The 13,761-nt window shown below is 63.0% G+C and carries 14 protein-coding genes; 10 read left to right on the forward strand and 4 right to left on the reverse strand.

Annotated elements, in window-relative coordinates; genetic code table 11:
* The 3 genes from O4H53_RS00430 to O4H53_RS00440 are packed head-to-tail and all read right to left on the reverse strand — an operon-like array spanning nucleotide 1 to nucleotide 2,095.
* Nucleotides 1-795 (reverse strand): metal ABC transporter permease, encoded by a 795-nt coding sequence (locus O4H53_RS00430; protein ID WP_269360492.1) that lies wholly within the window; start codon nucleotides 793-795, stop codon nucleotides 1-3.
* Nucleotides 795-1,580, reverse strand: coding sequence for an ATP-binding cassette domain-containing protein (locus O4H53_RS00435; RefSeq protein WP_269360493.1), 786 nt, complete (start codon nucleotides 1,578-1,580; stop codon nucleotides 795-797). The genes O4H53_RS00430 and O4H53_RS00435 overlap by 1 nt, the downstream gene beginning before the upstream one ends.
* The gene (locus O4H53_RS00440; RefSeq protein WP_269360494.1) at nucleotides 1,577-2,095 is read right to left on the reverse strand and encodes a transcriptional repressor; all 519 of its coding nucleotides are present in this window, start codon (nucleotides 2,093-2,095) and stop codon (nucleotides 1,577-1,579) included. Before O4H53_RS00440 ends, O4H53_RS00435 begins: the two co-directional genes overlap by 4 nt.
* Before the next feature lie 56 nt (nucleotides 2,096-2,151).
* Here O4H53_RS00440 and O4H53_RS00445 point away from each other — a divergent pair, with 56 nt between their 5' ends.
* The 8 genes from O4H53_RS00445 to O4H53_RS00480 all read left to right on the forward strand — a co-directional run bounded on the left by O4H53_RS00445 (nucleotide 2,152) and on the right by O4H53_RS00480 (nucleotide 10,472).
* Nucleotides 2,152-3,204 (forward strand): zinc ABC transporter substrate-binding protein, encoded by a 1,053-nt coding sequence (locus O4H53_RS00445; RefSeq protein WP_269360495.1) that lies wholly within the window; start codon nucleotides 2,152-2,154, stop codon nucleotides 3,202-3,204.
* Between the two features lie 167 nt (nucleotides 3,205-3,371).
* Nucleotides 3,372-4,289, forward strand: coding sequence for an NAD(P)/FAD-dependent oxidoreductase (locus tag O4H53_RS00450; RefSeq protein ID WP_269360496.1), 918 nt, complete (start codon nucleotides 3,372-3,374; stop codon nucleotides 4,287-4,289).
* A complete protein-coding gene (locus O4H53_RS00455; RefSeq protein ID WP_269360497.1) occupies nucleotides 4,286-5,497 on the forward strand; it encodes a GTP-binding protein in 1,212 nt (403 codons plus the stop codon). Before O4H53_RS00450 ends, O4H53_RS00455 begins: the two co-directional genes overlap by 4 nt.
* A complete protein-coding gene (locus tag O4H53_RS00460) occupies nucleotides 5,497-5,784 on the forward strand; it encodes a DUF6525 family protein (RefSeq protein ID WP_269360498.1) in 288 nt (95 codons plus the stop codon). Before O4H53_RS00455 ends, O4H53_RS00460 begins: the two co-directional genes overlap by 1 nt.
* Nucleotides 5,781-7,286, forward strand: coding sequence for an ABC transporter substrate-binding protein (locus O4H53_RS00465; protein WP_269360499.1), 1,506 nt, complete (start codon nucleotides 5,781-5,783; stop codon nucleotides 7,284-7,286). The genes O4H53_RS00460 and O4H53_RS00465 overlap by 4 nt, the downstream gene beginning before the upstream one ends.
* Nucleotides 7,283-8,212, forward strand: a complete 930-nt coding sequence (locus O4H53_RS00470) for an ABC transporter permease (RefSeq protein WP_269360500.1) — start codon at nucleotides 7,283-7,285, stop codon at nucleotides 8,210-8,212. The genes O4H53_RS00465 and O4H53_RS00470 overlap by 4 nt, the downstream gene beginning before the upstream one ends.
* The gene (locus tag O4H53_RS00475) at nucleotides 8,209-9,027 is read left to right on the forward strand and encodes an ABC transporter permease (protein ID WP_269360501.1); all 819 of its coding nucleotides are present in this window, start codon (nucleotides 8,209-8,211) and stop codon (nucleotides 9,025-9,027) included. The genes O4H53_RS00470 and O4H53_RS00475 overlap by 4 nt, the downstream gene beginning before the upstream one ends.
* The gene (locus O4H53_RS00480; RefSeq protein WP_269360502.1) at nucleotides 9,024-10,472 is read left to right on the forward strand and encodes an ABC transporter ATP-binding protein; all 1,449 of its coding nucleotides are present in this window, start codon (nucleotides 9,024-9,026) and stop codon (nucleotides 10,470-10,472) included. Before O4H53_RS00475 ends, O4H53_RS00480 begins: the two co-directional genes overlap by 4 nt.
* Here the strand turns inward: O4H53_RS00480 and O4H53_RS00485 are convergent.
* Complete coding sequence (locus O4H53_RS00485) at nucleotides 10,458-12,098, reverse strand: XylR N-terminal domain-containing protein (RefSeq protein ID WP_269360503.1); 1,641 nt, start codon at nucleotides 12,096-12,098, stop codon at nucleotides 10,458-10,460. The genes O4H53_RS00480 and O4H53_RS00485 overlap by 15 nt on opposite strands.
* Nucleotides 12,099-12,338: 240 nt before the next feature.
* Between O4H53_RS00485 and O4H53_RS00490 the strand changes: the two genes are divergently transcribed.
* A complete protein-coding gene (locus O4H53_RS00490; protein WP_269360504.1) occupies nucleotides 12,339-12,854 on the forward strand; it encodes a 2,4'-dihydroxyacetophenone dioxygenase family protein in 516 nt (171 codons plus the stop codon).
* A 30-nt stretch (nucleotides 12,855-12,884) separates the two neighbouring features.
* Nucleotides 12,885-13,721, forward strand: coding sequence for an SDR family NAD(P)-dependent oxidoreductase (locus O4H53_RS00495; protein WP_269360505.1), 837 nt, complete (start codon nucleotides 12,885-12,887; stop codon nucleotides 13,719-13,721).
* The last annotated feature ends 40 nt before the right edge of the window (nucleotides 13,722-13,761 follow it).

Consider the following 13,761-nt stretch of genomic DNA (forward strand, 5'->3'; position numbering starts at 1 on the left):
CTAACCTTGGGTTCGCACCCCCTTGAGGATGCTTGTCAGCAGAAAGATGATGGCCGCAACACAAACAATGGAAGGGCCCGCGGGTGTGTCCAGGGCATAGGCGGCACGCAAGCCGGCTATGGCCGATCCGCCGCCGATCACGGCGGCGATCAGGGCCATTTCTTCCGGCGTGCGCGACAGCGCGCGCGCGGCGGCGGCGGGGATGATCAGCATCGCCGCGATCAGCAGGACGCCGACAACCTTGATCGCAACGGCGACGGTGACGGCCAGCGCCAGGGTCAGAACCAGTTGTTCGCGCTTGGGGTCGATACCCCCGGCATAGGCAAGCTCTTCGCTCAGGGTTGCGGTCAGCAGCGCGGACCAGCGCCAGCCGATCAGCCCGACGACCAGAACGGCACCGCCCCAGATCACCGCCAGATCGCCGCGCGACACCGCCAGAATGTCGCCGAACAGATAGGCCATCAAGTCGATGCGGATGCCGGACAGGAACGAGACGGCGACCAGCCCGAAGGCCAGGGCGGAATGAGCCAGGACACCCAGAAGCGTGTCCATTGCGTAACCGCGACCGGTCAGCAGCGTGACGGTCAGGGCCATGGCCAGGGCCACAGCCACGGCGCCCGCAAAGATCGATACCTGGAGCGCCAGGGACAATGCCACGCCAAGGATCGCGGCATGGGCCGTTGCATCGCCGAAATAGGCCATGCGGCGCCAGACGACGAAACTGCCCAGAGGGGCGGCGGCACAGGCCACACCGATACCGGCCAGTGTTGCGCGGGTCATGAAATCGTCCAGCATTATTCAGCGGCCTCGGTCTTGGTCTGTGGTGGATGGTCGTGCCCGTGGTCGTGGTCGTGGTCGTGGTTGCAGGCTTCATCATGCGCGTGATCATGGTCGTGGCGGTACAGCGCAAGTGCTCCGCCGGTGCCGGAGCCGAAAAGGGCACGGTATTCCGGCGCGGCCGATACGATTTCCGGCGTGCCCTCGCAGCAGACATGTCCGTTCAGGCAGATGACCCGGTCTGATGCGCTCATCACCACGTGCAATTCGTGGCTGATCATCAGGACGGCGCATCCGGTGTCTTTGCGCACCTCCTCGATTTGGCGGTAGAATGCGGCGGAACCGGGTTGATCAAGACCCTGCGTTGCCTCGTCCAGCAGCAGGATTTCGGGCTCATTGATCAACGCGCGGGCCAAGAGAACGCGCTGCATCTGGCCGCCGGACAAGGCTGACATCTGGCGCCGCGACAGATCCGGGACACCGGCCCGGGCCAGCGCCCGAGCACAGGCGTCGCGCGCGATCCCGCCCGGAAGCCGCAGGAATCTCTCAACCGTGATGGGCAGGGTCGGGTCGATGTGCAGTTTCTGCGGCACGTAGCCGATGCGCAGCGCAGGCTTGTGCGTGATCCGCCCCGATGCGGGGCGCACCGCGCCGATCAGCGCCCGCAGGAGCGTGGTCTTGCCGGAGCCGTTCGGGCCGACAATGGTCACGATTTCACCGGGTTCGATGGCGAGCGATACATGGGCCAGTACCGTTTCGGCCCCGTAGCCGACGCTGATGTCTTCAACGGTGACAAGGCTCATGGTGCGGCATTCTCCGCACAGGCGGGGCAGAGGCCGACGGCCTCGACCACGGTCCGTTCGATCTGAAACCCCGTTGCGCGCGCTGCCTCTCCGAGGGAGCCGCGTGCGGGTGCCGATTGTGCTTCGGCAACCGAATCGCAGACTCTGCAGATCATGAAGGCAGGCGAATGGTTGGCACCGGGATGTGCACAGGCAACAAAGGCGTTCAGCCGCTCGATCTTATGCGCGAAACCATTGGCAACAAGGAATTCAAGCGCACGATAGGCGACAGGAGGCTGTGACCCGAAACCGGCGTCACGCAGCCGGTCCAGTGTTTCATAGGCACCTAGGGCGCGATGTTCTTGCAGCAGAATCTCCAGCGCCTTGCGCCGGACCGGGGTAAAGCGCAGCCCGTTGTTGGCGCAATGCGCCTCGGCAGCGGCCACTGCGGTATTGATGCAATCGGCATGGTCGTGCTTGTCGAAACCGACCGGATCTGACGGTGTTTCATGATCTGTCTGCGACCTACTTGTCATGTTATTACATTTCCTGTATCCGACCCGTAACGTTATAAAATCACATGGAGTTGGAGATGTCCAGAAACCTCGCGCCCTGGTCCCTGGCGGCTGTGCTGCTGGCCGGAACGGCCCTCGCGGATGTGCCGAATGTGGCCGTCGATATCGCACCGGTGCATGCGCTGGTCGCCCGCGTAATGGAAGGGGTGGGGGAGCCGTCGCTGATCGTGGCACCCGGTGCCAGCCCGCATGAATACAGCCTGCGCCCCTCCGAGGCGAAGGCCCTGCAGGATGCGGAGCTGGTGTTCTGGGTCGGTCCCGAACTGACCCCCTGGCTGGACGATGCAATCGACACGCTGGCGGACGATGCCACAATTGTGGCGCTGATGGAGTCCGAGGGCACCACGGAGCTGCCTTTGCGCGAGAATGCATTGTTCGAGGCGCATCACCATGGCGATGAAGAACATGCCGAAGATCATGAAGGGCATGATCATGCAGAACATGAAAATCACGATGACCACGCGGATCATGCCGAAGAACACGACGGCCACGATCATGCCGGTCACGAACATGGGGAGCACGATCATGGAGAGCAAGAACATGCAGGCCACGACCACGGCGATCACGACCCGCATGTCTGGCTGTCCCCGGACAATGGTTCGGCCTGGCTGAACACGATTGCTGCCGCGCTTTCAGCGGCTGATCCGGACAATGCCGGAGCGTATTATGCAAATGCCGCTGCGGGACGCGAGGAACTGGCGGATCTGCGCATTGAAATCAACAGCATCCTGGAACCCCTGCGCGGTGCCAACTTCATCGTTTTCCACGATGCCTACCAGTATTTCGAAGCGGCCTTCGATTTTCCGGCATCAGGCGCAATTTCCGTTTCTGATGCCACAGATCCGAGCCCGGCGCGCATTGCCGAGATTCAGGAGCGTGTCGCGGACCAGAAGGTGACCTGCATCATGTCCGAGCCGCAATTCAATCCAGGCATTGTCGCCTCGGTCATGGAAGGCACGGCGGCGCGCACGGGGGTTATGGACCCATTGGGGTCTGACCTTGAACTGGGTGCGGAGCTTTATCCGCAACTCTTGCGCAACCTGGCGAACGCGCTGGCGGAGTGTCTCTGACGCATCAGGCGTTTCCTGCTGCGGACACCCTGTGCCGCAGCAGGAGGCTCGCGGATTTTCGGGCCTCCAAGATGTGATGTAATTACATAATGAATGGGGCGCGCGGAGACGTCCCCCAAACAATCAGATGTGGCTTTGGCCGCAGGATCCATGACGAAAGGTAACAGATGTACGATGTAATCGTTATTGGCGGAAGTTTCGCGGGCCTCACCGCCGCCCTTCAGCTTGGGCGGGCCAGCCGGTCGGTTCTGGTGATAGATGCCGGTTTGCCGCGCAACCGAACTTCGGCGGGGGCGCATGGGGTCGCGGGATGGGACGGCATTGCGCCCGCTGAAATCCTTGGCCGGTTCCGAGATGATCTGAAGGCATATCCCCATTTAAGCCAGCGCGGGGGCAAGGTGACGGCCATCGGCGGCCAGATGGGTGCCTTCTCCGTGACGCTGGAAAACGGTGAGGATTTCGCCGCAAAGCGCCTCATCCTGGCCCATGGCGTGCGTGACATCCTGCCGGATGTTCCCGGACTTGCAGAGGGCTGGGGCCGTCAGGTGCTGCATTGTCCCTATTGTCACGGTTACGAGGTGAAAGGCGAACCGCTGGCCGTCCTTGCCACCTCTCACATGGGTGCCCATCAGGCGCTGATGCTGCGCGCCGACTGGAGCGACCGCGTTACGCTGATCACGGGCGGGATGGACGGTCTTGACCACGCAGCACTTGAACTGGCCGGTGTCCAGATGGACAGCAGGGCATTGGAAGCCGCGCAGATTGACGAGAGCGGCATTACCCTGAGCCTGTCCGGCGGCGACAGTCAGAGGTTTGCCGCCCTGTTCCTGGGACCCCGGACCACCCTGGCGGAAAGTCCGGCGGCGCATCTGGGATGTGCCCTGTCCGACGGGCCGATGGGGCCTTTCGTGAAAGTGGGGCCGATGGCGCAGACCAGTATTCCGGGCGTCTTCGCCGCAGGAGATGTCGCACGTCCGATGCCCAACATAAACTTCGCTCTTGCCGACGGGGCGCAGGCCGGAAGCGGTTGCCACGCCTCGCTGCTGTTTCCCGAAATCGTCACGCCCGTGGAGGCCGCCCAATGACTGACCCGCGTCTGCCCGTAACTGTCCTGTCCGGCTTTCTGGGGGCCGGAAAGACCACCTTGCTCAATCGCGTGCTGAACAACCGCGAGGGGCGGCGTGTGGCCGTCGTCGTCAACGACATGTCCGAGGTGAACATCGACGCCGATCTTGTCCGCGAGGGTGGTGCAAACCTGAGCCATACCGACGAAACCCTGGTCGAGATGTCGAACGGCTGTATCTGCTGCACGCTGCGTGACGATCTTCTGCAGGAGGTCCGGCGCCTGGCCGAGGATGGTCGCTTTGACTATCTGCTGATTGAATCCACCGGCATTTCCGAGCCGCTGCCCGTGGCGGCGACTTTCGATTTCCGGGACGAGGCGGGGAACAGCCTCTCGGATGTGTCGCGCCTCGACACGATGGTGACTGTGGTTGATGCGGTGAACCTGCTGCGCGACTACGGCAGCCACGATTTCCTGCGTGACCGTGGCGAGACGCTGGGCGCAGACGACGAGCGCACGCTGGTCAACCTGTTGGTCGAGCAGATCGAGTTCGCCGATGTGGTGATCCTGAACAAGGTCGCGGATGCCGCGCCGCATCAGGTTGACGCGGCGCGCAAGATCATCCGCAGTCTGAACGCCGATGCGCGCATCATCGAGACCAGCCATTCCGACGTGCCTGCCAGCGCCATCCTCAATACGGGGCTGTTCGACTTTGAAAAGGCACATCAACATCCGATGTGGGCGCGCGAACTTTACGGCTTTGCCGACCATGTGCCGGAGACCGAAGAATATGGCGTGGCCAGTTTTGTCTACCGCGCAAGGGCACCCTTCGAGCCAGAGAAGATCCTGTCGGTCCTGAACGGTGCGCTGCCCGGTGTGATCCGCGCCAAGGGGCACTTCTGGATCGCCACCCGTCCCGATTGGGTGGCTGAATTCAGCCTTGCCGGGGCATTGTCCTCGGTCAAGCCTCTGGGCACCTGGTGGGCCTCCGTTCCGCGTGACCGCTGGCCGGACCACGAAGGCGCGCGCCAGTACATGGCTTCGCATTGGTCGGAACCCTGGGGCGACCGGAGGCAGGAACTGGTGTTCATTGGTGCCGGTATCGACTGGCCGGTGATCAAGGCGCGGCTTGATGCATGTCTCGTGCCCGAAGACCTTGCACCCGGTCCCGACGCCTTGCCCGACCTGCCTGATCCGTTTCCCGTCTGGCGATCCGCGGAGACAGGGTAATGGCCCCCACGAACCGGGGCGCAACCAGCCTCAGGATCAGACGCCGCGCCGAAGATCCGATGCAGGCCTTTGACGCGTTGCCAGCCCCGATCCGATGCTGGCTTTCCCAGGCGGCACTGCCGTGGTCCCCGGCGTCCTGCCGGAAGATCCTGCGGCGGGCGCGGGCCTGTGGCGAAGGCATTGAAGGCGCCATCGCGCGGCTGAATCGCGCCCAACAGAAAACCCTTTCCCGCGACCGCCACGTCGCAATACCACGCTCTTTCTTCAAACAGGATACCAACAGATGACCAGAACTTTCCTCAAGACTGCTGCAACTCTCGCGTGTTTCGCGTTGCCGGTGCTGGCGCAGGCGGACAACAGGCTTGATGTCGTCGCTCAATTCGAGATCAAGGCGCCGGAGCCCGCGACCAGCGGTTATATCTTTACGCGGATGGGGGTGGCCGAAACGCTGGTGAATGCAAATGCCACTGGTGAACTGACCCCCGGTCTCGCCACCTCCTGGGAGGTTTCGCAGGACGGGCTGACCTGGGTCTTTGCCCTGCGCGAAGGTGTGGTTTTCCACGACGGCAGCGCGATGACCGCAGACGCCGTGGTCAATGCGCTTGAGATTGCGCGTGCCAAACCCGGCCCGTTGCAGGACTTGCCGATTACAGGCATCGCGGCGGGTGACGGCGAAATCACTGTCACCCTGTCGGAGCCAATGGCGGCTTTGCCCGCGTTCCTTGCGGAATACCGGTCACAGATCCTGTCGCCCGCATCATATGCTGCGGATGGCACGGGGGTCGCGATCATCGGCACCGGCCCCTACCGGATCACCGCGATGGAACCGCCGCTGAGCCTGGATGCGACGGCCTTTGCCGAATATTGGGGGAATGCGCCGCATATCGCGGATGTCAGCTATTCCGGTGTCAGCCGGGTCGAAACACGGGCGCTGATGGCAGAATCCGGCGAAGCCGAATTCGTTTTTGGCCTTGATCCTGCCAGCGTCTCCCGGCTGGGCATGCTGGATGATGTCGAGGTGCTCTCGGTTGCCATTCCCCGCACGCTTCTGATCAAGGTCAATGCGGGTCACCCGTTTCTGGCCGAACCCGATGCCCGCCGCGCGCTGAGCCTTGCGATTGACCGTGCCGGTATCGCACAGGCGGTGCTGCGCTATCCCGAAGGGGCCGATCAGTTGTTCCCGCCTTCCACCGCAGACTGGCACAACGATGCGCTTGCCCCGCTCTCTTATGAGGTGGAGGAGGCCAAGAAGTTGCTTGCCGGCCTGGGATGGGAAGCGGGCAGTGACGGTATCCTCACACGGGACGGGGCGCGTTTCGCGGTCACCCTGACAACTTATCCCGACCGGCCGGAACTGCCGCTGGTTGCCGCGGTGCTGGAACAGCAGTTCCGCACGATCGGTATTGACCTGACCGTCAACACGACCAACTCCTCAGAAATTCCCGCAGGGCATCAGGATGGCTCGCTGGAGCTTGGCCTGATCGCGCGCAACTTTTCTCTTGTCCCCGATCCGATTGGCACAATCCTGTCCGACTACGTTGGCAATGGCGACTGGGGGGCGATGAACTGGCGGAACGAAGAATTCGCAACGCTCCTGCGCGGTCTGGCGCGGGGTGACGGCGGAAACGCGGAACGTGCCAGGGCATCTGAAATCCTGCAAGCGGAACTGCCGATCATCCCGATTGCCTGGTATCGGCAGACGCTGGCCGTATCAGACAGGGTAACAGGCGCGGAAATCGACCCGTTCGAGCGCAGCTTCGGCCTGGAGAACATCCGGTGGGCGGAATGAAGGTGCTTGTTTCGCGCCTGGTGCAGGCGGTGATGGTCGCGATCCTGATCGGCACCGCCACATTCATCATGATGCGCAGCCTGCCCGGCGATGCGGCCTGGCGCATTGCTGCGGGCCGCTACGGCTATGACAACGTCGATGCCGCTGCCGCCGATGCGGTGCGTGGGGAACTGGGCATTGACGGCCCGGCGCTGCCTGCCCTGCTGCAATGGCTGAGCGATCTGGCGCGGTTCGATTTTGGAAATTCGCTTGTCAGCGGCCAGCCCGTGATGGACGAGATTGTGCATCAGCTGGGCGCGTCGGCCTCCCTCGCGCTGGTGGCGCTTCTGCTGTCGCTGGTCATCGGGCCACCCCTTGGCATTCTCGCGGGGCTCAGGCCGGGCGGGATGCTGGACCGTGTGCTGCTGGTCGCTTCGACCGGGGTAAAGGCCGTTCCGCAGTTTCTCATGGCGCTGGTCCTGATCGTGCTGCTTGCCGTGCACCTGCGATGGCTGCCCGCGGCGGGGCACGGTGAGCTGCGCCATTTCATCCTGCCGGGACTGACACTTGCCCTTGGACTGGCGGCGGTCAATGCGCGCATCACGCGGGACGCCATGGCACGTATCGCGGAAATGCCGTTCTGGCGGTTCGCCCAATGGAAGGGGCTGTCCGAACGGCAAACCCTGCTGCGGCACGGGCTGCGCAACGTCTCTGTGCCGCTGATCACCTATCTTGGCCTGCAATTCGTGACACTTGTCGAAGGGGTGATCATCGTTGAATCGATCTTTGGCTGGCCCGGCATCGGGCACGCACTGGTGCACGCCATATTCTCGCGGGATGTGCCGATGGTGCAGGGCACGGCGCTGGTGCTGGGGCTCAGCTTTGTCATCGTCAACAGCGCCATCGACCTTGCCGTGCGGCGTCTTGATCCGAGGGTTGCGGGATGAGCAGTATTGATTCCCAAACAACGCGCCGCCTGCCGCTGTCGCCAATGCGCACAGTCGGCATCGGCCTGATTGCGCTGGTGGCTGCCATTGCATTGCTTGGCCCCGTGATCGTTCCGGGCAATCCCCTTGCGCAGTCCCTGATCAAGGCATTGGCCGGGCCGGAAACTGGCGCGCCGCTGGGCTATGACCACCTTGGCCGGTCGGTTTTTCACCGTCTGGCAGATGCGCTGCGTCTGTCACCTGTCATCGCCCTGGCCGCGGTGGTGACGGCCGGTGCTGCGGGGCTGGTCCTGGGCACGCTTTCGGCGGCCAAAGGGGGCTGGATCGACCGGATTTTCGTCATGCTGGCGGATGCGCTGCTGGCGCTTCCGGGCCTGTTGCTGGTTCTCATTGTGCTGGCCATGGTGCCGGGGACGGCGCTTGGGTTCTGGGCGGGGCTGTCGCTGGTGCTTTGGGTCGAGTTCTTTCGCCTGACCCGTGCGGCCACGCGCGAAACCCTGGCCTCGCCCGCCGTGCAGGCGTCCAGGCTTCTCGGGTTCGGTCCGGCCTATCTTTTCCGCGTCCATATCTGGCCCGAAATCGCACCGATGATGCTGACCGCCGCTGCCTTCGGAACCGCCACTGCGATCATGGCCATTGCGGCGCTCGGGTTTGTGCATGTGGGCATGCGTGCGCCCACACCTGAACTGGGCCTGATGATGGTTGAACTGCTGCCCTACTGGCGCGAGGCGCCGTTGGCGCTCCTGTCGCCGGTCGTGGCCACATTTGCCCTGCTGCTGGGCCTTACCCTTCTGGCCGGGAGCCGTGAAACATGAGCCTGTTGATTGCCGAAGACATCACGGTCCGGGACGGGGCCACATCCCTTTTGTCGCCGATATCGCTGCACCTCGATCCGGGAGAACCACTGGTCATCCTGGGTGAAACCGGATCGGGCAAGAGCCTGCTGGCGCAGGCCCTGATGGGCACGCTGCCCGAGGGGTTGGAGGCAAAGGGCCGTGTCGCCATCGGCGACCGTGTCCTGAATGCCGGAACCCCGGATCGGTTCCGGGGGCTTTGGGGCCGTGAAATAGGCGTTCTGCCGCAAGAACCGTGGCTGTCGCTTGATCCCCTGATGCGGGCTGAAACGCAGATTGCCGAAGCACATCGTCTGGTGCGCGGCCTGTCGCCCCGGGTCGCACGGGCCCGCGCCGCTTCCGACCTGTCGGAGCTTGGACTTGCCGAGGCCGGATCACGGTTTCCGCATCAACTGTCCGGCGGCATGGCGCAGCGGGTGGCCATCGCCGCCGCCCGGGCCGGGGGTGCCCGCATCGTGATTGCGGATGAACCGACCAAGGGGCTGGATGCCGCGCGCCGGGACGAGGTCGCCGATCTTCTGTTGTCCGAACTGGGGCAGGCGGGCGGATTGCTGATCATCACCCACGATCTGTCACTGGCCCGCCGGATCGGCGGCAGGCTCATTGTCCTGCGCGCCGGTCAGGTGGTCGAAAGCGGCACGACCCGAGACATTTTTGCCGCGCCGGGTCAGGCCTACACACGGGAACTTTTCGCCGCCGATCCGGAAAGCTGGAGCCCCCGGCCGTCAGCGGCGCATCCCGGCCCTGCGGTGGTCAGCGCCGAAGACCTCGCGCTGGTCCGGGGTCAGCGGACCTTGTTCCAAGGTGTTTCGCTTGAGATCGCGGCAGGGCAGGTATTTGGTGTCACCGGCCCCTCCGGATGCGGCAAATCCTCGCTTGGTGATGCCATTCTTGGGCTGATGCCGACCGCCCATGGGCAGATCAGGCGGCGAGGTGGCGCGCATCCCTTTGCCTTCCAGAAACTCTATCAGGATCCCGTCGCGGCCTTTCCGCGCAAGCGCAGGATTGGCGAGGCTCTGGCGGATGTGGTGACAATGGCGGGCTGTGCTGCGCGCGAGGTTGATGTGCTGATGGAGAGCCTTGGCCTTGACCCCAAGTTGCTGCAACGCAGGCCCGGTGCCGTGTCGGGCGGGGAATTGCAGCGTTTGTCCTTGCTGCGCGTCTTGCTGCGCAAACCCGCCTTCATATTCGCAGATGAACCGACCTCGCGGCTCGACCCCATCACGCAGGCCAGTGTGATAAGGCTTGTGACGGGCGCTGCGGATACCGACGGTATCGCCGTGATGATTGTCAGTCACGATCAGGCCCTGATCCGCAATACCGCAGACAGCGTGCTGTCACTGTCCGAGCCTGGCAACGAGGAGACCGCCCTGCGCCACCGGCGCTACGCATCATCGCTGTCGTGAGGTTCTGGCACCCTGCGCGGTCAGGCGATAATCCAGCTTCGCCCGGGTCAGGCCAAGGCGACGGGCGGCGGCTGACACGTTGCCGCCCGCTTCCTGCAGCGCAAGCTGTTCAAACTGCGCGACGACGCCATCTATGGACATATCCTGATCCAACAGCGCCTTGAGGGAGGTCCAGACCGCTTCGATTTCGTCCTCGGTTGGCAATCTGTCGGCCCCGGTCTTCGCCAGCGGGGACGGGTCAACCGCCAGGGACCGGGCGATATCTTCGGCTGTGATCGCCGTGGGGGTCGCCGATTGAAGGGCCGCCCTCAGGATTGTGCTTCTCAGCTCGGGCAGGTTACCGGGCCAGCTCTGGGCCCGGATGAAAGCACGCGCATCCGGGGTAAGGTGACCTTCGAACCCGGATTTCTGCGTGCTGAGGTGAGACAGGTAAATGTCGCCGAACAGCGCAATGTCATCCTCCCGCGCAGCCAGCGCCGGCAGTGTGACGGGCAGAATGGACAGCGCATGAAGGAATTCTGCCCGCAAATTGCTGCTGCGCTGTAACCGGGGCAAGGACAGATGCGATATCCCGATCAGCATGAAGTTCTCGGGCGCCGCGCCGTCGGTATGCACCAGATCCACCAGCTCAAGCTGCGTGTCGAGGGGCAGATCCTCCAGCGTTTCGATCACCAGGGTCTGTTCCCGCGCCCCCTTTTTGGTCAGCGTATGGCGAATGTTCTGTATCAGCGCCGGCAGGGTATCGGATGCGCCATGCACACGGTGCAACTGGCCGGATGGAAAACGCCTTGTGTGAAGCCAGGCCGCAGCCTTGAAACACCCTGCGCCATCGGGCCCGGTGATCAACGTGCTTAATCCCGCCCTCGCCAGCTGCTCAAGCTCCCGGTGTACCGGGGCCACGATCATGTCTTCCAGAATGCCCGCTGCCTTGCTGCCCTGTGCCACGCCTTCCTTGCGCATGCGCGGCGAAGTCTCGGGCCGTGTGACCAGCACTTCGTCCAGAAAAATGCGCACGAACGGGTCGTCCTTGCCCCAATCGTCGACGGTCTTGCCCACGACACGGCAGGATTTGTCGCCCATCGCCGCGCAGCTTACCTCTTTGTAAAGGATCAGTTTGCTGAAGAAGACACTGGCGTATCCGGCGGCATATCCCGTCTGCGCCCAGCACACCGGTTTGGTCGCGCGCCCGTGACGCCGCGCGTATTCCATCGCCTCGACGGAATCGTGCCAGAGAAAATCGCCGGAAAACCGGTTGTTCTTGAAGTCGAAATCATTGTGAAGCGTTTCAACGCGCACGGTGCCTGTCACCATGTGAATGCGCGTGCCCGCCGTGAATGCATCTCCGATGTCGAGGTTGGGCCAGGCGCGCCGGATGAACTCCGCATCCTCGCGGCCGTTGCGATAGCCAAGGCGCAACAGCAGCACCATTGCCTCATGTTCGCCGAAGCGCCGGATGAGCTCGTCCTGCAGGTCCGCGCCAAAGGTCGCCCGGGAAAGCACCATGCGCGCGCCGTTCAGCTCGATGCTGCCGCGCGAAGGCCGGAACGTCATCCGGTCCAGCATGTCAGCCAGGGTCGGACGCCCGCCGCGGTCCAGAAATTCCACTTCGTCACGATGTGTCTTCATCGGAGTATTTAACCATATCATCAGATGATTTCATCATATAATTAAGCCGCGATGCAGAAATGTGGCGCTGCATCCATTCTCTGTCCCGGCCCGGCCAACAAATCTTTCCCTGTATTCCTTACGAAAGGCCGCTCAAAACGCGGTTGCTGCGTTGCGGCATGAAAAAAGATTTTGACGCCGTGACGGACTCGACTGTCTCCTGTGTGTCGCTCCTGAAATCGGGGCCATAGGGAGGAAGACATGAACGATCAAAAGTTGATTACAAAACTGCCGGATGAACCCCACGAAGCGATGATCCATCGTTTTGGCAAAGAGGGTGCTTTCATCCCCGGCGATGACGAGAACAACCCCTGGGTGCCTTTCGGTGAGCAAGCTGCGATCAAGCATCTGGCATTCGACGTCCGGCAAAACTCCGCGGCGAATATCCTTTGGGTCAAGGGCGGCGGACGCATTGGAACACACCGTCACCGCGGCGTCGTATCCGCCGTCACGCTTGAGGGCTCCTGGGGCTATCACGAATATGACTGGGTCGCGCGCCCGGGTGATTTCGTCTACGAGCTGCCAGGCACGGCACATACGCTCTACTCGGACGATCCGAACGGCATGAAGGCACTTTTCTGGCTGAGCGGCGCGATCGAGTTCTTTGACGATCAGGCAAATTTCGAATTCACGGCGGACGTGTTCTGGTTCATCGACCATTATGTCACCTACTGTGAAGCCAACAACATCCCCGTCAACAAAGACATGTTCATCTGATCCGGAACGCGATCAGTGAGGGAGGAATGCATGTCGCTTGAGACGATGTTTGATGTGGCGGGAAAATCCGTCATCGTGACCGGCGCCGCCTTTGGTCTGGGCCGGGCCTATGCCGAGATCATGGCCGAGCGTGGGGCCAATGTGACCTTGTTCGACCTGAACAAGGATCAGTTGGACCGCACTGTCGCCGAGATCCGCGAACTTGCCCCGAGGGGCAGAGTGACCGGTGCCGTGGTGGACGTGACGGACCGCGCGACGCTGAGCGCGGCCTTCGACGACGCGGCCAGGGCGCAATCGGGCATTGATGTCGTCTTTGCCAACGCCGGGGTGGACGCGGGTCCGGGGTTCCTGACCCCGGAGGGCAGGCGCAATCCGGAGGGCCAGATCGACACGCTGGACGACGCCCATTGGGACAAGGTGATCGGGGTCAACCTGACCTCCGTCTACAACACGATGAAACTGGCGGCGCGCCATATGAAGCAGCAGAACCGTGGCGGTGCGATCATCGCAACATCGTCCATCGCGGCATTCTACGTCGACGGGATCGTGGGCACACCCTATATGCCGGCGAAGGCGGGGCTCAGCCATCTGGTCAAGCAACTGGCGATGGAACTGGGGCGCTACCAGATCCGCGTGAACGCCATCTGTCCGGGGCCCTTCATCACCAACATTGCGGGCGGGCGCATGGCCAATGTCGAGGACCGGCAGGCGTTTATCCGTTGGTCCTGTCTTGGACGCGTCGCGGAGGCGGATGAGATCAAGCCGCTGGCGCTGTATCTTGCGTCCAACGCATCGGCTTATGTCACCGGATCGCAGATGGTGATCGACGGTGGCCTGATCCTGCGACCGGCCCAGGAAATAGAATGAATTTCGGACAGGCGGCCTGCAGCCGCCTGCCGCCACTCGT

Source organism: Sulfitobacter sp. G21635-S1, assembly GCF_027213915.1.
In the GTDB taxonomy this organism is placed as follows: domain Bacteria; phylum Pseudomonadota; class Alphaproteobacteria; order Rhodobacterales; family Rhodobacteraceae; genus Sulfitobacter.

Excerpts from the sequence above, each read along its gene's own strand:
- O4H53_RS00430 (WP_269360492.1), bottom strand. The coding sequence starts at position 795 with ATGCTGGACGATTTCATGACCCGCGCAACACTGGCCGGTATCGGTGTG.
- O4H53_RS00435 (WP_269360493.1), bottom strand. The coding sequence starts at position 1,580 with ATGAGCCTTGTCACCGTTGAAGACATCAGCGTCGGCTACGGGGCCGAA.
- O4H53_RS00440 (WP_269360494.1), bottom strand. The coding sequence starts at position 2,095 with ATGACAAGTAGGTCGCAGACAGATCATGAAACACCGTCAGATCCGGTC.
- O4H53_RS00445 (WP_269360495.1), top strand. The coding sequence starts at position 2,152 with ATGTCCAGAAACCTCGCGCCCTGGTCCCTGGCGGCTGTGCTGCTGGCC.
- O4H53_RS00450 (WP_269360496.1), top strand. The coding sequence starts at position 3,372 with ATGTACGATGTAATCGTTATTGGCGGAAGTTTCGCGGGCCTCACCGCC.
- O4H53_RS00455 (WP_269360497.1), top strand. The coding sequence starts at position 4,286 with ATGACTGACCCGCGTCTGCCCGTAACTGTCCTGTCCGGCTTTCTGGGG.
- O4H53_RS00460 (WP_269360498.1), top strand. The coding sequence starts at position 5,497 with ATGGCCCCCACGAACCGGGGCGCAACCAGCCTCAGGATCAGACGCCGC.
- O4H53_RS00465 (WP_269360499.1), top strand. The coding sequence starts at position 5,781 with ATGACCAGAACTTTCCTCAAGACTGCTGCAACTCTCGCGTGTTTCGCG.
- O4H53_RS00470 (WP_269360500.1), top strand. The coding sequence starts at position 7,283 with ATGAAGGTGCTTGTTTCGCGCCTGGTGCAGGCGGTGATGGTCGCGATC.
- O4H53_RS00475 (WP_269360501.1), top strand. The coding sequence starts at position 8,209 with ATGAGCAGTATTGATTCCCAAACAACGCGCCGCCTGCCGCTGTCGCCA.
- O4H53_RS00480 (WP_269360502.1), top strand. The coding sequence starts at position 9,024 with ATGAGCCTGTTGATTGCCGAAGACATCACGGTCCGGGACGGGGCCACA.
- O4H53_RS00485 (WP_269360503.1), bottom strand. The coding sequence starts at position 12,098 with ATGAAGACACATCGTGACGAAGTGGAATTTCTGGACCGCGGCGGGCGT.
- O4H53_RS00490 (WP_269360504.1), top strand. The coding sequence starts at position 12,339 with ATGAACGATCAAAAGTTGATTACAAAACTGCCGGATGAACCCCACGAA.
- O4H53_RS00495 (WP_269360505.1), top strand. The coding sequence starts at position 12,885 with ATGTCGCTTGAGACGATGTTTGATGTGGCGGGAAAATCCGTCATCGTG.